Origin of the sequence: Bacteroides sp. BFG-637, from assembly GCF_024793605.1 — a bacterium.
Taxonomy (GTDB): domain Bacteria; phylum Bacteroidota; class Bacteroidia; order Bacteroidales; family Bacteroidaceae; genus Bacteroides; species Bacteroides vicugnae.
On sequence record NZ_JANUPD010000002.1, the window covers coordinates 6,101,332 to 6,121,785 of the forward strand.

Annotated in this window: 14 protein-coding genes; 8 read left to right on the forward strand and 6 right to left on the reverse strand. The window is 41.9% G+C overall.

What is annotated here, in order from left to right:
* The first annotated feature begins 107 nt into the window (after window positions 1–107).
* Window positions 108–656, forward strand: a complete 549-nt coding sequence (locus NXX38_RS24070; RefSeq protein WP_074637856.1) for a chromate transporter — start codon at window positions 108–110, stop codon at window positions 654–656.
* A 78-nt stretch (window positions 657–734) separates the two neighbouring features.
* Here the strand turns inward: NXX38_RS24070 and NXX38_RS24075 are convergent, their stop codons facing one another.
* Window positions 735–2,321, reverse strand: coding sequence for a glycoside hydrolase family 10 protein (locus NXX38_RS24075; protein ID WP_195650598.1), 1,587 nt, complete (start codon window positions 2,319–2,321; stop codon window positions 735–737).
* A 16-nt stretch (window positions 2,322–2,337) separates the two neighbouring features.
* On the opposite strand from NXX38_RS24075, the gene uvrA reads away from it, so the two are divergent.
* The 3 genes from uvrA (at window position 2,338) to NXX38_RS24090 (ending at window position 7,821) form a co-directional block, all read left to right on the forward strand.
* Window positions 2,338–5,109 (forward strand): excinuclease ABC subunit UvrA, encoded by a 2,772-nt coding sequence (gene uvrA, locus NXX38_RS24080; RefSeq protein WP_195650599.1) that lies wholly within the window; start codon window positions 2,338–2,340, stop codon window positions 5,107–5,109.
* 315 nt (window positions 5,110–5,424) lie between these two features.
* A complete protein-coding gene (locus tag NXX38_RS24085) occupies window positions 5,425–6,942 on the forward strand; it encodes a sigma-70 family RNA polymerase sigma factor (RefSeq protein ID WP_148364667.1) in 1,518 nt (505 codons plus the stop codon).
* 96 nt (window positions 6,943–7,038) lie between these two features.
* Entirely contained in the window at window positions 7,039–7,821 is a 783-nt protein-coding gene (locus NXX38_RS24090; RefSeq protein WP_217721193.1) for a bifunctional 2-polyprenyl-6-hydroxyphenol methylase/3-demethylubiquinol 3-O-methyltransferase UbiG, read from the forward strand.
* A gap of 78 nt (window positions 7,822–7,899) precedes the next feature.
* Here NXX38_RS24090 and NXX38_RS24095 read toward each other — a convergent pair whose 3' ends face one another.
* The 3 genes from NXX38_RS24095 to NXX38_RS24105 are packed head-to-tail and all read right to left on the reverse strand — an operon-like array spanning window position 7,900 to window position 10,047.
* Window positions 7,900–8,385 carry an outer membrane beta-barrel protein gene (locus NXX38_RS24095; RefSeq protein WP_008999784.1) on the reverse strand — a complete coding sequence of 162 codons (486 nt, stop codon included), beginning with the start codon at window positions 8,383–8,385 and terminating at the stop codon, window positions 7,900–7,902.
* A gap of 4 nt (window positions 8,386–8,389) precedes the next feature.
* Complete coding sequence (locus tag NXX38_RS24100; protein ID WP_148364665.1) at window positions 8,390–8,620, reverse strand: hypothetical protein; 231 nt, start codon at window positions 8,618–8,620, stop codon at window positions 8,390–8,392.
* On the reverse strand, window positions 8,617–10,047 hold the full coding sequence (locus tag NXX38_RS24105; RefSeq protein WP_148364664.1) for a carbon starvation protein A: 1,431 nt from the start codon (window positions 10,045–10,047) through the stop codon (window positions 8,617–8,619). The genes NXX38_RS24100 and NXX38_RS24105 overlap by 4 nt, the downstream gene beginning before the upstream one ends.
* A gap of 108 nt (window positions 10,048–10,155) precedes the next feature.
* Here NXX38_RS24105 and NXX38_RS24110 point away from each other — a divergent pair, with 108 nt between their 5' ends.
* Window positions 10,156–11,607, forward strand: a complete 1,452-nt coding sequence (locus NXX38_RS24110) for a glycoside hydrolase family 10 protein (protein WP_195650600.1) — start codon at window positions 10,156–10,158, stop codon at window positions 11,605–11,607.
* A 52-nt stretch (window positions 11,608–11,659) separates the two neighbouring features.
* Here NXX38_RS24110 and NXX38_RS24115 read toward each other — a convergent pair whose 3' ends face one another.
* Window positions 11,660–11,845 carry a hypothetical protein gene (locus NXX38_RS24115; protein WP_234132736.1) on the reverse strand — a complete coding sequence of 62 codons (186 nt, stop codon included), beginning with the start codon at window positions 11,843–11,845 and terminating at the stop codon, window positions 11,660–11,662.
* Window positions 11,846–12,678: 833 nt separating this feature from the next.
* On the opposite strand from NXX38_RS24115, the gene NXX38_RS24120 reads away from it, so the two are divergent.
* Entirely contained in the window at window positions 12,679–14,235 is a 1,557-nt protein-coding gene (locus NXX38_RS24120; RefSeq protein WP_195649701.1) for an ATP-binding protein, read from the forward strand.
* A 54-nt stretch (window positions 14,236–14,289) separates the two neighbouring features.
* Here the strand turns inward: NXX38_RS24120 and NXX38_RS24125 are convergent, their stop codons facing one another.
* Window positions 14,290–15,489: a hypothetical protein gene (locus NXX38_RS24125; protein WP_258981424.1), complete on the reverse strand. Its 1,200-nt coding sequence runs from the start codon at window positions 15,487–15,489 to the stop codon at window positions 14,290–14,292.
* A gap of 162 nt (window positions 15,490–15,651) precedes the next feature.
* Here NXX38_RS24125 and NXX38_RS24130 point away from each other — a divergent pair, with 162 nt between their 5' ends.
* Window positions 15,652–16,830: an ATP-binding protein gene (locus tag NXX38_RS24130; RefSeq protein ID WP_008651863.1), complete on the forward strand. Its 1,179-nt coding sequence runs from the start codon at window positions 15,652–15,654 to the stop codon at window positions 16,828–16,830.
* Window positions 16,831–16,862: 32 nt separating this feature from the next.
* Window positions 16,863–20,411 (forward strand): pyruvate:ferredoxin (flavodoxin) oxidoreductase, encoded by a 3,549-nt coding sequence (gene nifJ, locus NXX38_RS24135; RefSeq protein WP_258981425.1) that lies wholly within the window; start codon window positions 16,863–16,865, stop codon window positions 20,409–20,411.
* Window positions 20,412–20,454 lie beyond the last annotated feature (43 nt).

The following is a 20,454-nucleotide window of genomic DNA, read 5'->3' on the forward strand; positions in this document are numbered from 1 at the left end:
ACGGATTACACGGATTAACGCTGTTATTTTACAGATTCATAATTCCAAAAACTGCGAAATCCGTGTAATCCGTGCCTAAAATTATTATATAATAAATTATTAATCACATGATTTACCTACAGTTATTCTATACATTTTTCAAAATTGGCCTCTTTGGTTTCGGAGGTGGGTACGCCATGCTTTCCATGATTCAAGGTGAAGTGGTTACCCGTTACGGATGGGTGAGTTCACAGGAGTTTACTGATATTGTAGCAATCAGTCAGATGACTCCGGGACCTATCGGCATTAATGCAGCGACCTATGTAGGGTTTACTTCTACCGGAAGTGTTTGGGGTTCCATCATTGCAACTTTTGCAGTGGTCCTCCCCTCTTTTATCTTGATGCTGACCATTAGCAAGTTCTTTTTAAGGTATCAGAAACATCCTGTGGTGGAATCTATCTTCGACGGGCTACGCCCGGCAGTAGTAGGACTACTCGCTTCCGCTGCGCTAGTATTAATGAATGTGGAGAATTTCGGTTCGCCTACGAAAGATACTTATTCGTTCGTCATCAGTATCATTATATTCCTGATCGCTTTCATCGGAACAAGAAAATACAAAGCCAATCCGATATTAATGATTATCGGCTGCGGCATTGCAGGGCTACTACTTTATTAGTTGATAGGTGATAATTGATAGTTAGCTGCGCTATGCTGCATAGTCACTTTCAATTATCAATTATCAACTATCAAATAATCAAAGTTTCAACTTCTTACTTACAGATTTGGATTCATTATGCAAGCGGTCTAAAGCTGTCACTACATAACGGCATTTCGTTTTTCCTGTTTCATAAGGAAGTTTGTAGAATGGATTACGCGTGATAGCTACAATATGGGAAGGATCGTCCAAATTCACCTTTTCTTTACTATCAAAACGATAGACTACATATTGAACTGCCTTATCCATCTCTGTATCAGCTTTCGGAGCTGTCCAGAAAAGGATATAACCATCTTCTGTCCATACTTTTTTCATCTTACGTACCTTGCCCGGAGCTTTATCATCCATAAAATCAAAGACTGGAATCAAAGCAGGATATTTATGATATTCACTGATTAAAGCATCACGATATCTACCCTGATTCTCAACAACAGCTGCTGCATACCATTGACAGCTGCCTCCGATTGTTTGGTAAGCACGTTGCAAAGCCATCTTACGGGGAAGCTGATTGATAGAAGGATTCTGCGGATCGGCAAACTGAACAGTCTTTGGCACTGACTGGCCGATAAATAACGGCCGGTTTTCCGAATGAGTAGCCCACCATTTCACCAATGTCTCATAGTCGGCAGCCTTGTGACCAATCTCCCAGTAAATTTGCGGAATATTATAATCAATCCATCCTTCACGTGCCCAAAGAAGCACATCGGCATAAAGATCATCATAGTTCTGCAAACCATTGGTGTTACTTCCCAACGGATCGCTTTTCTGATTACGATAAATACCGAACGGACTAATACCGAACTTCACCCATGGCTTGATGCCACGAATCGTTTCATGAAGCTTCTTTATCAACACATTCACATTACTACGACGCCAATCTGCCTTATTGGTGAAACCTCCACCGTAACGGGCGAAACTTGCATCATCCGGAAAATCCAACCCATTAACCGGATAAGGATAGAAATAATCATCCATGTGAATAGCATCTACATCATAACGAGACACAATATCGGTCACAATTTTGCAGATATGTTCACGACTTTCGGGAAGTGCCGGATCGAAATATAGCTGATCGCCATAAGTAACAAACCATTCCGGATGCTGGTGATAAATATGTTCCGGTGCCAACTTGTTCTTTAATGAGGTCTTCACGCGGTAAGGATTGATCCAGGCATGAAATTCCATATTCCGTTTCTGACATTCTTCAATCATAAACTGCATCGGATCCCACATAGGGGAAGGTGTCTGACCTTGCGTTCCTGTCAGGAAACGGCTCCACGGCTCATGCTGGGAAGCGTATAATGCATCTGCTTCAGGGCGTACCTGAAAGATGATTGCGTTAATGCCGGCTTCCTGAAGAGAGTTCAATTGACTAATCAATATTTGTTTCAATCTCTCTGTGGGAATGCCACGAAACTGACCGTTAACAGCTTGTATCCATGCTCCACGGAATTCACGTTTAGGATATTTATTGCCTGACGGCACCTGCGCCCTCACTCCTACCACCAGAAGAAGAGCTAAAAGTAAAAGATAGTTTTTCAGCTTCATAATATTCTTAAATCGTAATAATGTGACGCAAAGATAATACAAACTCCCGATAAATTCGCTAACTTTGCCGACTACCATAAAAAAGGAGTATTTTATGTCAGAAAACAACTATATTTCGATCAAAGGCGCACGCGTCAACAACCTAAAAAACATCGATGTAGATATTCCCCGCAACAAGCTTGTTGTCATCACCGGATTATCGGGTTCGGGAAAATCATCTCTCGCTTTTGATACCCTCTATGCAGAAGGACAACGCCGCTACGTGGAGAGTCTAAGCAGTTATGCGCGTCAGTTCCTGGGGCGAATGAGCAAGCCGGAATGTGACTTTATCAAAGGAATTCCTCCCGCCATTGCTATCGAACAGAAAGTGAACAGCCGTAATCCCCGTTCTACCGTGGGCACCTCGACTGAAATTTACGAATATCTACGCCTGTTATATTCACGGGTAGGGAAAACATATAGTCCCATCAGCGGACAAGAAGTGAAGAAACACTCTACAGAAGACATTGTCAACTGCATGCTCTCATACCCGGAAGGTACAAGATATACGGTACTGACACCTATCCGCCTGCGTGAAGACCGCACCTTGCAACAGCAACTGGAGATAGACCTGAAACAAGGGTTCAACCGTATCGAAGTGAACGGGGAGATGAAGCGTATTGATGAATATACGCCTGTGGCAGGTGATGAAGTATATCTACTGGTAGACCGTATGGCTGTTGCCAACAGCAAGGACGCCATCAGTCGACTGACCGATTCTGCCGAAACAGCCATGTATGAAGGTGACGGAACCTGTATGCTGCGTTTTTATCTATCAGACGGAACTACGAAGTTACATACTTTCAGCACTAAATTCGAAGCAGACGGTATCACCTTTGAAGAGCCTAATGACCAGATGTTTTCTTTCAACTCTCCTATCGGTGCTTGTCCTGTATGCGAAGGATTCGGTAAAGTGATCGGTATTGATGAGCATTTAGTTGTTCCGGATCGTTCCTTATCCGTATATGAAGGTGCTATTGTGTGCTGGCGAGGTGAAAAGATGGGTGAATGGAAAGAAGAACTGATTCACAATGCTGATAAATTCGACTTCCCTATTTTCACTCCTTATTATGAGTTGACAGATGCGCAACGCCGTTTACTTTGGGAAGGCAATCAATATTTCCATGGCATCAATGATTTCTTCAAGATGCTGGAAGAGAATCAATATAAGATACAATACCGGGTGATGCTGGCACGTTACCGGGGAAAGACGCTTTGTCCGAAATGCCACGGCACTCGCCTGAAACCGGAAGCCGGATATGTTCGAGTAGGTGGAAAAAACATTTCCGAACTGGTGGATTTGCCTATCACAGAGCTGAAGCTATTTTTCGATCATCTGGAATTGGACGAGCACGACAGCAATGTATCCCGACGTATCCTGGTTGAAATAAATAGTCGGATTCGTTTTCTAATTGATGTAGGTTTGGGCTATCTGACCTTGAATCGGCTTAGTAATTCTTTATCGGGCGGAGAAAGTCAGCGTATCAATCTGGCAACCTCACTGGGAAGTAGCCTTGTAGGTAGCCTTTATATTCTCGACGAGCCAAGTATCGGACTGCATAGCCGTGATACGGACCGTCTGCTCCATGTGTTGCGTCAACTACAACAATTAGGCAATACAGTAGTGGTGGTAGAGCACGATGAAGAGATTATCCGTGCCGCAGATTACATTATTGATATAGGTCCTAATGCAGGACGTCTGGGTGGAGAGGTTGTTTACCAAGGCGATATGAAGGATTTGAAGAAGGGAAGCAACAGCTATACGGTACGTTATCTTTTGGGAGAAGATGAAATTCCCGTTCCGGAGCATCGCCGGCCGTGGAATAATTATATAGAATTGAAAGGTGCACGTGAGAATAACCTGAAAGGAGTAAACGTACGCATCCCACTTAATGTAATGACAGTCGTTACCGGTGTTTCCGGTTCCGGAAAGAGTACATTGGTGAGAGACATTTTCTTCCGGGCATTGAAACGCGAATTGGATGAATGCAGTGACCGACCGGGAGAATTCTCTTCAATCGGAGGAAGTTTGCGCGACCTGCGAAATGTAGAATTTGTAGACCAGAATCCTATTGGTAAATCATCACGTTCTAATCCGGTGACCTACATCAAGGCTTACGACGAAATCCGTAAACTATGGTCTGAACAACCACTAGCTAAACAAATGGGGTATACTCCCGGATTCTTCAGCTTCAACAGTGAAGGCGGGCGTTGCGAAGAGTGTAAAGGGGAAGGAACCATTACTGTAGAGATGCAATTTATGGCAGACTTGGTACTGGAGTGTGAATCTTGTCATGGAAAACGGTTCAAGTCTGATACGCTGGAAGTGAAATTCCACGATAAAAGCATCTATGATGTATTGGAAATGACCGTGAATCAAGCCATTGAATTCTTCAATGAACATGGACAAAAGAAAATCGTAAAGAAGCTGCTTCCTTTGCAGGATGTAGGATTGGGATATATTAAATTAGGGCAGTCATCTTCGACTCTTTCCGGTGGTGAGAACCAACGTGTCAAACTGGCATTCTATTTGAGCCAGGAGAAAGCCGACCCCACGATGTTTATCTTTGACGAGCCGACTACAGGACTACACTTCCATGATATTCGCAAACTTCTGGATGCTTTCGACGCACTGATTCGCCGGGGACACAGCATCGTTATCATCGAACATAATATGGATGTCATCAAATGTGCCGATTATGTAATCGATCTCGGACCGGAAGGTGGAGATAAGGGCGGAAACATTGTAGCAGTGGGCACTCCGGAAGAAGTTGCCGCTTGCGGAGCAAGCTATACAGGACAGTTCCTGAAAGAAAAACTGGGATAAGCATTATTATTTCGTTGTATTTCTCCCTACATATACAAGATCTTTGTACTATCTACTTTTGGTAGATATGTACAAAATCTTGCTCTCATTTTTTACCCCAATTGCATCTTTACTTCTTAACACAAACAAGTCGATCAACACTCAGGTAAGCAAAGGCTATAAACAATTCTCAGACCGTCCATATCCTGACGTACTGCATCTTCCCCTCACCACTAAAAGCAAAGAATATAAATGTTAAAATAGCAAAAGACATGCAGTCTTTTTAATTTTTGTGTATCATATTTATTATAGAGTGTTGTACAGATAATAAAACATATGAACAAAAAGGAACTTGTAGAATTGTGTAAAAAAGGAGATGAGCGAACTTTAAGCTGGCTTTACCAAACCTATGCCGATAAGATGATAAAAATTTGCTTTCATTATGTCTCTGACAAACAAATAGCACAAGACCTCTTACATGACGGTTTTATTATCATCTACACATCTATAGATTCCTTACATTCTCCTGAAAAATTAGAGCATTGGATGGGGACGATAATGAAAAATATATCTTTAAGATATTTAAAACAGCGCAATTCGATGACTACAATCTCTTTAGAAGAAATAAGTGAGGAAGAAGACCCTGTGGATACATTCCCATCCAATGATTTTCCACCTTACAAAACGATGCTCAGAATGATAGAATCACTCCCGGAGGGATATAGCACAGTTTTCAAATTAGCCATATTAGAAGGATTGTCTCACAAAGAGATTAGTTTATTATTAAACATAGCCCCTCATTCTTCCTCATCGCAATTGTCAAGAGCAAAGGATATGCTACGCAAGCTCATCTCCCAATACCGCATTGTCATAGGATTATTTATATTATCATCTATTATTTCTATACAAATATGGCTATATATATCTAAGAATACTATCATTACAAAACAAAATATAGCAATTACACAGAAAGAGAAAGAACACGAAATTGCAAATATATTATTAAAAGATTCCATAAAAACTGTTTTGAGCCAAGATTATGTGTCTGCTCCTCCCAAGTATGTACATTCCGAACCTATAAGAAATTTATCCACACAAAAGGTTATTTTGCAAGACAGTGCTACAGAAGAGAAAGACAGCATAAACTCTTTTTATCATCAAATAACAGAAAAGCAAGATACCCCAAAGCAGCAAGAACATTATTCCGCTTATACAATCAAACAACTTTCCAACGATAAAAAGAATTGGTCATTAGCTTTATCTTATTCAGGAGGAGAAAAACAAACCAACACTCAACGCTCAAGAATCCCCGGTGATATTTCATCCGGAGATTCCAAAGAGGTAGTAGAAAAATCATATCATCATATTCCCATTACGCTATCACTTTCGGTGCGTAAGAATATAAATGAACATTGGGGCATAGAAACCGGAGTACGGTATACATACTTACGTTCTGATTTCACTATCATCAACGATTCCTATTTAGAAAAAGTACAGAAAATCAGTTATATAGGAATCCCATTCAAAGGTTCTTTCAATATATGGAAACAAAAAAGATTCTCCATATATACTTCCGCAGGAATAACTTTGGATATACCTGTAAGAGCAACATTAGAAGAACTCACATCAGATAATGGGCAAATTATATATCAAAAGATGAGTAATCTATATCCACGTTTACAGTGGTCGGCAGATTTTGGTATAGGAATCCAGTATCATATAACATCTTCTATCGGAATCTATGCAGAACCTAATTTACGCTACTACTTTAATAATGGAAGTACACTAAATACAATTAGGACTACAAAGCCATTCGATGTGACATTACCTATAGGTATTCGCCTATCCTGGTAAAAAAGAACGATCATCATGCAGTCTTTCAAGGAATAATTTATCATGATTATAGAAAGTTATTCTAATTGTATCAATCATTACACATGAACTATTATTATGCAAGAGCGTCATCAAAACAGAAATATCTATTTCAAAGAACTGTCTATAACAAGTAGGAACTATTTTATCCCATATATCCAGTATTGGCATACAATAGAAGCAAAAATGAATGTATTAGAAATTGGTTGTGGTGATGGAGGTAACTTACTTCCTTTTTCGGAAATTGGATGTAATACCGTTGGAGTTGACATAGCCCAAAGTCGTATTAAAGATGCAAAAACTTTTTTTAATGAATCTCATGCAGAAGGTGAATTTATAGCAGCAGATATATTTAAGCTAAAGGAATTGGAGCAGAATTTTGATATTATTATCTGCCATGATGTATTTGAACACATCACAGAAAAAGAACTATTCTTATCTAATTTGAGCAAATACCTGAAACCACAAGGTATTGTCTTTATGGCATTTCCTGCATGGCAAATGCCGTTCGGAGGTCATCAACAAATATGTAGAAACCAAATTTTGTCCTGTTTGCCTTTTATTCATTTATTCCCCACTTCCATATACCGATTACTTCTGAAAGCTTTTAGAGCGGATGCTGACTGTATAAATGAATTACTTTCCATTAAAAAGACAGGTGTAACGGTAGAATTATTCGAAAGATTAATTAAAAAGAAAAATCTAAAAATACTAAACAGGCAACTATGGTTCATCAACCCGCATTATAAAATAAAATTCGGGCTATCCCCACATAAATTGAATAAAATGATTTCCGAAATACCTTACCTGAGGAATTTCGCTAGCACAAGTTGCTTCTACATCTTAAAACAAAAAGAATAAACTTATAAGATTAAGATACATCAATCCCTCTTGGCAAATTTTCGCTTACCAAGAGGGATAATATACTAAATCCAACTATTATAAGTAGAAACCGAATCCTATCTTGACACCGAAACGTGACATATCGCCATCATTGAAACGCCATTTATAATAAACAGCAGGCTCAATCGTTACCGTGCGCGAAAGGAAGAAAGCATATCCGCCTTCGATACCCAGTCCCCAGTCAGTCTGATGCTTGCCACCACTCCAGCGGAAACGATTCCAGTCGAGTCCTCCACCTAAATAGATACCGGTTTTATTGAAATAGAAACGTACTCCCGTACCTAATGTATACTCGTCTATCGGTTTCGACCAATCGGCTCCGGCATTTACCATCAAGGCAATACCCTCGGCAAAGAATGTACCGACTTGTGCACCAACACCAAACTTTGCTTTATCATTTTTACTATACGAAAAGTCCAATCCCGATAATGAAGGATTAATAATCGTAGTTCCTTTCTCAAATTGCGCCTGTGCAGTGAAAGAGACTGCCAATAAGCAAAGTGCCAAAGCTAATTTTTTCATAAACTTACTTTTTTAAGTGAATAGATTGTTCGTCTTTTTTGCGGCGTTCACGCATTTGCTCCTTTTTCCGAAGCACTAGCCAAAGAAGAAAGACGATGACATAAGAAACTGCCACCGTAATTATTTTCTCCGTTAAGCTGACTTCCGTATTACGAGGCAACAAATAAGCCGCTGTTACGGATACATAAATAAGGAATGCAATTGCCACTCCTGTTGATTTTTTTATTTTCTTCATTCTGATAATTTTCTTGTTTTCTGCTTGCCCAGCCAAACGTAGAACCAGACAGCAGCGATCACTACACACGCTATACCAACGCTGTAAGAAATCACGTGCGAAAGTCCCAATCCTTCGGGGGCAATACATATATAAGTAGAGCACACACTCGTCATGAACAGTGCCGGTATCAAAGTAATGATATAAGGTTTCTTGGATACTGCCAGAAATACTGTTATGGCCCATAAGGTAAACACCGCCAATGTCTGATTAGCCCAAGCAAAATAACGCCATATCATATTAAATCCATTTGCATCGCGCAGACTGTACAAAAGCAGACCGATAGCTACCACAAACATCGGAATACAAATGTATAAACGGCGACGCATACTTCTTTGTTCCAGTCCCAGAAAGTCCGCTACAATCAGACGGGCGGAACGGAAAGCCGTATCTCCCGAAGTTATCGGGGCTGCAATCACTCCCAAAATAGCGAGCACTCCGCCGATTGCCCCCAGCCATTCTTTTGTGATGGCATCTACTATAACGGAAGCATTACTCTCTCCCATTCCGTTCTCATGGAAGAAGTAAGTAGCGGCGGCAGCCCAAATAAGGGCAACAATACCTTCGGTAATCATCGCACCGTAGAACACCGGACGTCCGTGACGCTCTGAAGTCATACAACGTGCCATCAAAGGGCTTTGCGTAGCATGGAAACCGGAAATTGCCCCGCAAGCAATACTCACAAACATAATCGGGAAAATAGGAAGCTCGCTCGCTTCGGGATTCGTATTCTGCAAACCATCCCACAGTTCCGGCAAGGCAGGATGATTGACGTAAAGCATCACCAGGATACCTACTGCCATAAACAGCAGCGCCACCGCAAACAGCGGATAGATTTTACCAATAATTTTATCTACAGGCAATAAAGTTGCCAAAATATAATAAGCAAACACAACGACAATCCAAAACGTAGCATCCAAGTTTTCCGGTGTGAGCTTCGCCAGCAGTCCGGCAGGACCGGCAACAAATACAGAACCTACCAGAATCATCAAGATAACGGTAAATCCTCTCATTATCTGCTTCGTCGTAAGTCCCAAATAGCGACCGATGATCTCGGGCAAACTTTCACCACCATTACGTAAAGAAAGCATCCCGGCAAAATAATCGTGCACCGCACCTGCAAAAATACTTCCCAGTACAATCCATAAATAAGAAGAAGTACCGAACTTCGCTCCCATAATCGCCCCGAAAATCGGACCTAATCCCGCAATATTAAGGAACTGAATCATGAAAATCTTCCAGGTTGGCAAAGGGATATAGTCCACTCCATCAGCCTTGGTCAGTGCCGGCGTTTTACGATCATCAGGACCAAAGACGCGCTCCATCAGGCGTCCATACGTAAAATAGCCTACTATCAACGCAAGCAGGCATAGAGTAAATGTAATCATAGTGTGTCGTTTTTTAGCTTGGCAAATGTAACATAATCTCACGAAACAGCCCAACAATACCGACACTTTTACTAACTTTGCAGGGATTTAAAACAAAAAATAAAGAATATGCGCCTGACTATTTTCATTCTTTCACTTTTGTTTCCTTTACTCCCGATGGCTGCGCAGCCCAAGTATGAAGTCCGTGCGGCCTGGCTTACTGCTTTGTATGGTCTCGACTGGCCTCGTACACGTGCTGTAAGTCCGCAAAGTATCCGTAAGCAGAAGGAAGAACTGGTAGATATTCTCGATAAACTGAAAGCTGCCAACTTCAACACTGTCCTGTTTCAGACGCGTACACGCGGGGATGTATTATATCCTTCGTCCATCGAACCTTTCAATTCTATCCTGACAGGGAAATCCGATGGGAATCCCGGTTATGACCCGCTCGCTTTTGCCATTGAAGAGTGTCATAAGCGAGGCATGGAGTGTCATGCCTGGATGGTGACTATCCCGTTGGGAAACAGAAAGCATGTTGCTTCTCTCGGTAGCCGGTCTGTTACCAAACGAATGAAAGATATTTGCGTACCGTATAAAAATGAATATTTCCTGAATCCGGGACACCCGGGGACTAAAGAATATCTGATGAAGCTGGTGCGGGAAGTCGTCAGTCGCTATGACATCGACGGAGTGCATTTCGATTATCTGCGCTATCCGGAGAATGCTCCTTTCTTCCCCGACAAGTACGACTTCCGCCGATATGGCAAAGGCCGCACAGTGGAACAGTGGCGGCGGGATAATATTTCGGAAATCGTACGCTATATACATAAAGGTGTAAAGGCCATGAAGCCATGGGTGAAACTAAGTGCCAGTCCGGTAGGAAAATACAAGGACACTTCGCGTTACCCTTCCCGTGGTTGGAACGCCTTCTTTACCGTTTATCAAGACCCGCAAGGATGGCTTGGCGAAGGTATCATGGATCAAATATATCCAATGATGTATTTTCAAGGAAACAGTTTCTATCCTTTTGCCCTCGACTGGCAGGAACAGAGTAACGGACGGCAGGTCATTCCGGGACTCGGCATCTACTTCCTTCATCCCGACGAAGGAAAATGGACGCGTGACGAGATTGACCGTCAGATGAATTTCATTCGCACTCATAAACTGGCGGGTGAAGCACACTACAGAGTGAAATATCTAATGGAAAACACACAAGGTATTTATGACGAATTGGCCGAGAACTTCTATGCATATCCAGCTTTACAGCCACCTATGCCGTGGCTGGACAATGTTCCGCCTACGGCTCCATCCGAACTGAAAACAACGAATATCGACAATGGATATACGGAATTAAAGTGGCAGGCTGCTACTGACAATGATTCGCGTAATCAGCCGATGTATGTTATTTACGCATCGAATGAATATCCGGTAGACATCAGCCGACCGGAAAATATTGTTGCACAGGGTATTCGGGATACAAGTTATATCTATGCTCCCATCCTCCCTTGGAATAGTAAGAAACATTTTGCCGTTACAGCCGTAGACCGTTACGGAAATGAAAGTGCAGCGACGCAGATATGATATACAAAGACCGATTCTTTATCAGGGCGAACGCTCAATAATATTGACGCCCTTATAAGCCTCTCAAGGCCATACAGTAGAGACATATACCATGCATTTTCGCAATATCATGATACAATAATGTAGAAACACACTCTACGCCCTCTACAAGAGGTCTGTATAAATTATTGAGCGTTTGCCCTGATTCTTTATCGACTTTCACTTCTCCTGCAAAAGATTTTTCATTTTCATTTCTCATATTCTCATAAAACAAAGCTAATCTACTGTAAATCACTTATATGACACTATGAGAAATAAAACGTAAAATGGCATTTCTCATAGTATTTTCACTATTTTTAGCTAAAAACGGTGCATTTCTCATAGGTTCCGAGTCATTTCTCATCTTATTTTCATACTCCTTTCCTTCTTCAGTTTCCTTAGCAACTCTCTATTGTTTATTGCTTTTCTGTGTATCATTCACCGTATACTTATCTGTTTTTCCTTCACCATTACCGTTTTATCTTACCGCTATCCGGTTCGTTCCACTCCAGTGAATAGATCTTTGCACTGGAGTGAACGGTTCTTTCCACTGGAGTGCAACGATCTGTTCACTAGAGTGGAACGAATGAGATCCTCCTTATAAAAAACAGTATAACTTAGTGATTCACAAATGATTAAATAGTACATTTCATACAAATAAACAATGAACTGTTTGCAAGATGCTATTGCGTAGGAATAAGAGAACAGTACACAGAGAAAGCCATCCCTTCTGTGAATGAGAAATGCGACAGAATACGATGAGAAATACCTCTAACGAGTATGAGAAATGACCTGAATCCTGCGATATTTTGCCATAGTAGTATGAGAAATGCCTATTTAGAAATCATTTCTCATAGACTATCTATCTGATAATCTCTGCTTTATGCGAACATTATGAGAATATGAGAAATGAAAATGAAAAATCTTTTGCAGGGAAGCGGAAGTTGACAGAAAGAATGATAACCAATGAAACATATAAAATGATCATTAGCGGCATAGATAAACAGAAGAATTATTATCTTTGTTACTTGAATAAACAAAAGCAAGAATATTATGAAGAAGCTTTATCCCATCGGAATACAGAGTTTTGAAAAATTGCGTAAAGAAAATTATCTTTATATAGACAAAACTTCATTCGTGTATGAACTGGTAAAATCCGGTTCCTACTACTTTCTTAGCCGTCCCCGGCGTTTTGGAAAAAGCCTTCTTCTATCCACTTTCGAAGCTTACTTCCAAGGCAAAAAGGAGCTATTTCAAGGTCTTGCTGTTGAAAAAATGGAGAAAGACTGGATTCAATACCCCATTCTGCATCTCGACTTAAATACGCAGAAGTATGACAGCCCCGAAAGTTTGGATAATATACTTAACATGAAGCTGGATGAATGGGAATCGCTATATGGATCCAATCCGGTGGAAATAGGTGCACCTCTCCGTTTTCTCGGCATTGTTCGCCGCGCCGCTGAACAGAGTGGTCGGCGGGTAGTGATTCTCATTGATGAATATGACAAGCCGATGTTGCAGGCCATTGGGAATGAAGAATTGCAGGATAGTTATCGTGATACTTTAAAAGCGTTCTATTCAGTACTCAAAACGATGGATAAGTATATTCAATTCGCTTTTCTCACAGGAGTGACAAAGTTCGGGAAAGTGAGTGTATTCAGCGATTTGAATAATCTTAAAGATATTTCTATGGATAAACGGTATACCGAACTTTGCGGTATCACAAACGAAGAAATCCACCATTATTTAGAGACGGATTTACATATCCTTGCAGATACGCAAGGCATGAGCTATGAAGAGACGTGCCAAGAATTGAAAGAGTGCTATGACGGATACCACTTTACTTTCGATTCGGCAGGTATATATAACCCTTTCAGTTTACTGAATACATTCGACTCTATGTCATTCGGTAATTACTGGTTTGAAACCGGTACTCCTTCCTATCTCGTCAAACTTCTGAAACGGGATAATTATGACTTACACCAATTGGCCAATGATAAAGCGACTTCCGATACGCTGAACAGTATTGATTCTTCTTCCAAGAATCCTGTGCCCGTGATTTATCAGAGTGGTTATCTTACCATCAAAGATTATGATAAACGTTTCGGTATCTACTATTTAGGATTCCCCAACCGGGAAGTAGAAGAGGGATTCATTAAATACCTAGTCCCTTTTTATACTTCAATCGACGAAGGAAAGACCGCTTTCTACATTACAGAATTCGTCCATGATGTAGAAGAAGGTAATTATGAGGACTTCTTCATACGTCTGCAGAGTCTCTTTGCCGACACTCCTTACGAACTGATACGCGATTTGGAATTACATTATCAGAATGTACTATTTATCGTCAGCAAATTACTGGGGTTCTATGTACAGGCAGAGTATCACACCTCTGACGGACGCATTGATCTTACTGTACAAACTGATAAATACATTTATGTAATGGAATTCAAATTTGACGGAAGTGCGGAAGAAGCTCTTCAGCAAATTGAAGAAAAAAGATATATACTACCCTTTGCAAAAGATAATCGTAAGATTGTAAAGGTTGGGGTTAATTTCAGCTCAAAGACCCGGAATATAGAAAAATGGCTGGTGAAAGAAGTAGAATAATCAGACTTTATACCACTGTATGGATGGATGCATGTATGTATGCCATGCATAAAGTTATAAATGTACGCTTTTTGAGATAAGAACCCACGCCCGATAACTACTTTTTTTATGAACCGGCACCAATGGCAAATAGCCTGATTTTATTCTTCCTTGTTCTATCTCCAAAGGATAAGTCTCCTCCATTTCTTTATGTGCGCTCCAGGCTGCTCCTTCCGAAGGGTAATAGCTTATCTGAAAAGCTCCTGTCGAAACAGGATATATATAACGGTCATATATATGACGCGCCACCACTCCCATATTCATCCGCAAGTTGATTTCCACGCAGGGATGAATACGATAAACAGGGGAATCCGGGAAACGGCAGATCATCATATCCACTCCCAAATAACCATTATAAATAGTTCCGAACCGAAGAAGCAACTCTTGTTCAAGACGGTTACGCAGCTTATAAATTTCTTCAACAGGGATATATTCCGAAAGGTTCCGTTCGATGGCAGCATCCGAAATCAGCAAATTACCCTCATATGCCCCACTCCCACCCGTACGGAATTGAGAATATCCGGCAAAGTCAAATCTACCGTTACCCGAAGAACGAAATTCCATAGCGAAATCTTCCATCTTATTATATAAAGGTTCACCAATAACACCTCCTTGCTGATTGCCAATGCGTGAGCACCAACCGGAAATGGAAGGAGTATATACACCTTTGCACCAGTTCAATCCTTTTCCACTACCGGATAAAGGAACTTTCAGTAAACAAGTATCATGTGATTCTACAAATGACTTCCATTCTTCGGGAATCGTCAGGTAAAAAGACTCTCCACAAAAACAAGCTCCCAGTTGTAACTGTGGTAATAGTTCCACAGCGCAGGAACGATGGGAACAAGAACGCAGTTTATCCAATTGCTCAATAGAAGGAAGTTCGCTTTCTTCCACTCCCAAATCCAACAGTCGTTTTCTTACTGCTATATCCCAGCCCCAAGGATGAATATCCAAATTCCGCTCGGAAGCAAGTTCAGGTTCTGTCATCAAATCAACCGAAAGTCCTAATAATTCCTGTATCTTCTTCACATAGTCGAGATTATAAGCGGAAGGAGCCAATACAACACTTCCCTCTTCCGCATACCACATCGGCAACAAAGCCAATTCAGATGCCATTTGCCGGGCGGAAGCCGGTGCCATATAGTTTGTTTCACCGCTGGCTAACGCCAAATCATGTTCCGGATTGAATATATAAAGAGCCTTTTTTGTCATTTTAAACGAATTCAAAACTTTATTCTGCAAATATATACAGGAAATAATCAGGAATAGCTACAATAAACAGAAAGTTGGAATTAAAAGCACAATTTTGCCATCTCTACTTTGCAAATCCTAAAAAAAGCAGTATATTTGCCACCCGAAAAACAAAGAACTGAAATGGAATCATTCTATCGCACACACGCCTACCTCGTTGAGCACACCAATGCCCCCGTTCGCCGCGATCTTATGGACGAGATCGACTGGAGCGACCGCCTGATTGGTATCAAAGGGACACGTGGCGTAGGAAAAACCACTTTCCTTCTCCAATACGCCAAAGAAAAATTCGGGAACGACCGCTCCTGCCTGTTCATCAACATGAACAACTTCTACTTCTCTGGCCACAGCATTGTAGATTTTGCTAACGAATTCCAGAAACGTGGTGGAAAAGTATTGTTGATCGACCAAGTGTTCAAACACCCGGAATGGAGCAGAGAGTTGCGCATGTGTTACGACCGTTTTCCTAATTTGAAGATTGTCTTTACCGGCTCATCCGTAATGCGACTGAAAGAGGAAAATCTTGAACTGCGTGATATTGCAAAGAGCTATAACCTGCGCGGATTCTCTTTCCGTGAATTCCTGAACTTGCAGACAGGCATGAAATTCAGGGCATACAGCCTCGAAGAAATTCTTAGCACTCACGAACAGATTGCCAAAGGAGTACTCTCCAAAGTTCGTCCGCTGGATTACTTCCAGGATTACCTGCATCATGGGTTCTATCCATTCTTCCTCGAAAAGCGTAACTTTTCGGAGAATCTGCTGAAAACAATGAACATGATGGTAGAAGTAGATATCCTGCTCATCAAACAAATTGAACTGAAATATCTTTCAAAGATAAAAAAATTGCTATATTTGCTCGCTGTCGACGGACCGAAGGCTCCGAATGTGAGCCAACTGGCAAGCGACATACAGACATCTCGCGCCACGGTGATGAACTATATCAAGTATCTGGCAGATGCGCGACTCATTAATCTGGTTTATCCGAAAGGGGAAGAATTCCCTAAAAAACCGTCGAAGATAATGATGCACAACTCCAACCTGATGTACTCCATCTATCCGGTGAAAGTGGAGGAGCAGGATGTGCTCGACACATTCTTTGCAAATTCTTTATGGAAAGACCATAAGGTACATAAAGGAGATAAAAACGTCTCTTTTATGGTGGACGAAGTAATGCCGTTCAAAATTTGCCAGGAAGGCGCAAAGATCAAGAACAATCCGAATGTGACGTACGCGTTGCATAAGGCTGAAATAGGTCGGGGCAACCAGATACCTCTCTGGATGTTCGGCTTTTTATATTAAAAGATTTATTTACTTAAATATTTAATTTAGTTATGACTAAACAGAAGAAATTCATCACTTGTGATGGTAACCAGGCTGCAGCACATATCTCGTATATGTTCTCTGAAGTAGCGGCTATCTACCCCATCACTCCTTCTTCGACTATGGCTGAGTACGTAGACGAATGGGCTGCCGCAGGACGTAAGAACATCTTCGGCGAAACAGTATTGGTACAGGAAATGCAATCTGAAGGTGGTGCTGCCGGTGCAGTTCACGGTTCTCTTCAGGCTGGTGCGTTGACTACTACTTACACTGCTTCTCAGGGTCTTCTCCTGATGATCCCTAACATGTACAAAATTGCCGGTGAGTTCTTGCCTTGCGTATTCCATGTATCTGCTCGTACATTGGCTTCTCACGCATTGTGTATCTTCGGTGACCACCAAGACGTAATGTCAGCTCGTCAGACTGGCTTTGCGATGTTGGCTGAAGGCTCTGTACAGGAAGTTATGGATTTGGCTGGTGTTGCTCACTTGGCTACCATCAAATCCCGCGTTCCATTTATGAACTTCTTCGATGGTTTCCGTACATCTCACGAAATCCAAAAGATTGAAATGTTGGAAAATGATGATCTTGCTCCGCTGATCGACCAGGAAGCTTTGGCAGAATTCCGTGCCCGCGCACTGAATCCGATGAAACCGGTAGCTCGTGGTATGGCTGAAAATCCTGACCATTTCTTCCAACATCGTGAATCATGCAACAACTACTATGAAGCAGTTCCTGCTATCGTAGAAGAATACATGAATGAAATTTCTAAGATTACAGGTCGTAAATACGGTTTGTTCGATTACTATGGTGCAGAAGATGCAGAACGCGTAATTATCGCTATGGGTTCTGTAACAGAAGCTGCCCGCGAAGCTATCGACCACTTGGTAGCAAACGGCGAAAAAGTGGGTATGGTTGCCGTACACTTGTATCGTCCGTTCTCTGCTAAGCACTTCCTGGCCGCTGTACCTAAGACTGCCAAAACTATCGCAGTTCTTGACCGTACTAAAGAACCGGGTGCTAACGGTGAGCCTCTTTATCTTGACGTTAAAGACTGCTTCTACGGTGCAGAAAATGCTCCGGTTATCGTTGGCGGTCGCTACGGTTTGGGTTCAAAAGATACTACTCCTGCTCAAATCCTTTCAGTATTCGAAAACTTGGCTATGCCAATGCCAAAGAACCACTTCACTATCGGTATCGTAGACGACGTTACTTTCACTTCTCTTCCTCAAAAAGAAGAAATCGCTTTAGGCGGCGAAGGTATGTTCGAAGCTAAATTCTACGGTTTGGGTGCTGACGGTACAGTAGGTGCTAACAAGAACTCTGTGAAGATTATCGGTGACAACACCGACAAACACTGCCAGGCTTACTTCTCTTACGACTCTAAGAAATCTGGTGGTTTCACTTGTTCTCACCTGCGTTTCGGTGACACTCCGATCCGTTCCACTTATTTGGTTAATACTCCAAACTTCGTAGCTTGCCACGTTCAGGCTTACCTGCACATGTACGATGTAACTCGTGGTTTGCGTAAGAACGGTTCTTTCTTGCTGAACACAATCTGGGAAGGTGAAGAACTGGCTAAGAACCTGCCTAACAAGGTTAAGAAATATTTCGCACAGAACAACATTTCTGTATACTATATCAACGCAACACAGATTGCACTGGAAATTGGTTTGGGTAACCGTACCAATACTATCCTTCAATCTGCCTTCTTCCGTATCACAGGCGTTATTCCTGTAGAACAAGCTGTTGAGCAGATGAAGAAATTCATCGTTAAGTCTTACGGTAAGAAGGGTGAAGACGTTGTCAACAAGAACTATGCTGCCGTTGACCGTGGTGGTGAATACAAGACTTTGGCTGTTGATCCTGCTTGGGCTAACCTGCCGGATGACGCTAAAGCTGAAAACAATGATCCTGCATTCATCAACGAAGTAGTTCGTCCGATCAATGCACAAGACGGTGACTTGTTGCCAGTATCTGCATTCAAGGGTATCGAAGACGGTACTTGGTATCAAGGTACTTCTAAATACGAAAAACGTGGTGTAGCCGCATTCGTTCCTGAATGGAATCCTGAAAACTGTATCCAATGTAACAAGTGTGCATACGTTTGTCCTCACGCTTCTATCCGTCCGTTCGTACTCGATGCTGAAGAGCAGAAGGGTGCTAAGTTCGAACAACTGAAAGCGGTAGGTAAAGTATTCGATGGTATGACATTCCGTATTCAGGTTGACGTTCTCGACTGTCTGGGTTGTGGTAACTGTGCTGACATCTGTCCGGGTAATCCGAAGAAAGGTGGCAAAGCATTGACAATGAAACACCTCGAAAGCCAATTGGCTGAAGCTGACAACTGGACTTACTGTGCTGAAAACGTGAAGACTAAACAACATCTTGTTGATATCAAGTCTAACGTGAAGAACTCACAGTTCGCTACTCCGTTGTTCGAGTTCTCTGGTGCTTGCTCTGGTTGTGGTGAAACTCCGTACGTGAAATTGATTTCTCAATTGTTCGGTGACCGTGAAATGGTTGCTAACGCTACCGGATGTTCTTCTATCTACTCTGGTTCAGTTCCTTCTACTCCGTATACTACAAACGAAAACGGACACGGTCCTGCTTGGGCTAACTCACTGTTCGAAGACTTCTGTGAATTCGGTCTGGGTATGGAATTGGCTAACGAAAAGATGCGTGCCCGTATCGTGAAAGTGATGAACGAAGCTATTGCTGCTGACTGTACTCCTGCTGAAGTGAAAGAACTATTCGCTGAATGGATCAACAATATGCTGGATGCAGACAAGACTAAGGAATTGGCTACTAAGATCATTCCTATTGTTGAAGCTAACAAAGATAAATGCAACCACTGCAAACAAATCGCTGAACTGCAACAATATCTTGTTAAACGCAGCCAGTGGATCATTGGTGGTGACGGTGCTTCTTATGATATCGGCTACGGTGGTCTTGACCACGTAATCGCTTCCGGTAAGGACGTTAACATCCTCGTTCTGGATACTGAAGTTTACTCTAACACAGGTGGTCAGTCTTCTAAGGCTACTCCGGTAGGTGCTATCGCTAAGTTCGCTGCTGCTGGTAAGCGCGTACGTAAGAAAGACCTCGGTCTGATGGCTACTACTTATGGTTATGTATATGTTGCACAGATCGCTATGGGTGCTGACCAAGCTCAAACTCTGAAAGCTATCCGTGAAGCTGAAGCATATCCTGGACCATCTTTGATTATCGCTTACGCTCCGTGTATCAACCACGGTCTGAAAGCAGGTATGGGTAAGAGTCAGGAAGAAGAAGAAAAGGCCGTTAAGTGCGGTTACTGGCACTTGTGGCGTTACAACCCTGCTTTGGAAGAAGAAGGCAAGAACCCATTCCAGTTGGATAGCAAAGAACCGAACTGGGAAGAATTCCAAGGTTTCTTGAAGGGTGAAGTTCGTTACGCTTCTGTAATGAAACAATATCCTACTGAAGCTGAAGAACTGTTCAAGGCTGCTGAAGAAAACGCAAAATGGCGTTATAACAGTTACAAACGTTTGGCTAGAGAAAACTGGGGTGCTGAATAATTAATCACACTCAGATAAATATAAAAAGGGAGTCATGCATTGA

Bases quoted from the DNA above. Each gene is read 5' to 3' on its own strand.
- NXX38_RS24070 (WP_074637856.1), top strand. From the start codon at position 108: ATGATTTACCTACAGTTATTCTATACATTTTTCAAAATTGGCCTCTTT.
- NXX38_RS24115 (WP_234132736.1), bottom strand. From the start codon at position 11,845: ATGAGAAATGAAAATGAAAAATCTTTTGCAGGAGAAGTGAAAGTCGAT.
- uvrA (WP_195650599.1), top strand. From the start codon at position 2,338: ATGTCAGAAAACAACTATATTTCGATCAAAGGCGCACGCGTCAACAAC.
- NXX38_RS24075 (WP_195650598.1), bottom strand. From the start codon at position 2,321: ATGGTAGTCGGCAAAGTTAGCGAATTTATCGGGAGTTTGTATTATCTT.
- NXX38_RS24130 (WP_008651863.1), top strand. From the start codon at position 15,652: ATGGAATCATTCTATCGCACACACGCCTACCTCGTTGAGCACACCAAT.
- NXX38_RS24105 (WP_148364664.1), bottom strand. From the start codon at position 10,047: ATGATTACATTTACTCTATGCCTGCTTGCGTTGATAGTAGGCTATTTT.
- NXX38_RS24125 (WP_258981424.1), bottom strand. From the start codon at position 15,489: ATGACAAAAAAGGCTCTTTATATATTCAATCCGGAACATGATTTGGCG.
- nifJ (WP_258981425.1), top strand. From the start codon at position 16,863: ATGACTAAACAGAAGAAATTCATCACTTGTGATGGTAACCAGGCTGCA.
- NXX38_RS24110 (WP_195650600.1), top strand. From the start codon at position 10,156: ATGCGCCTGACTATTTTCATTCTTTCACTTTTGTTTCCTTTACTCCCG.
- NXX38_RS24090 (WP_217721193.1), top strand. From the start codon at position 7,039: ATGCAAGAGCGTCATCAAAACAGAAATATCTATTTCAAAGAACTGTCT.
- NXX38_RS24100 (WP_148364665.1), bottom strand. From the start codon at position 8,620: ATGAAGAAAATAAAAAAATCAACAGGAGTGGCAATTGCATTCCTTATT.
- NXX38_RS24120 (WP_195649701.1), top strand. From the start codon at position 12,679: ATGAAGAAGCTTTATCCCATCGGAATACAGAGTTTTGAAAAATTGCGT.
- NXX38_RS24085 (WP_148364667.1), top strand. From the start codon at position 5,425: ATGAACAAAAAGGAACTTGTAGAATTGTGTAAAAAAGGAGATGAGCGA.
- NXX38_RS24095 (WP_008999784.1), bottom strand. From the start codon at position 8,385: ATGAAAAAATTAGCTTTGGCACTTTGCTTATTGGCAGTCTCTTTCACT.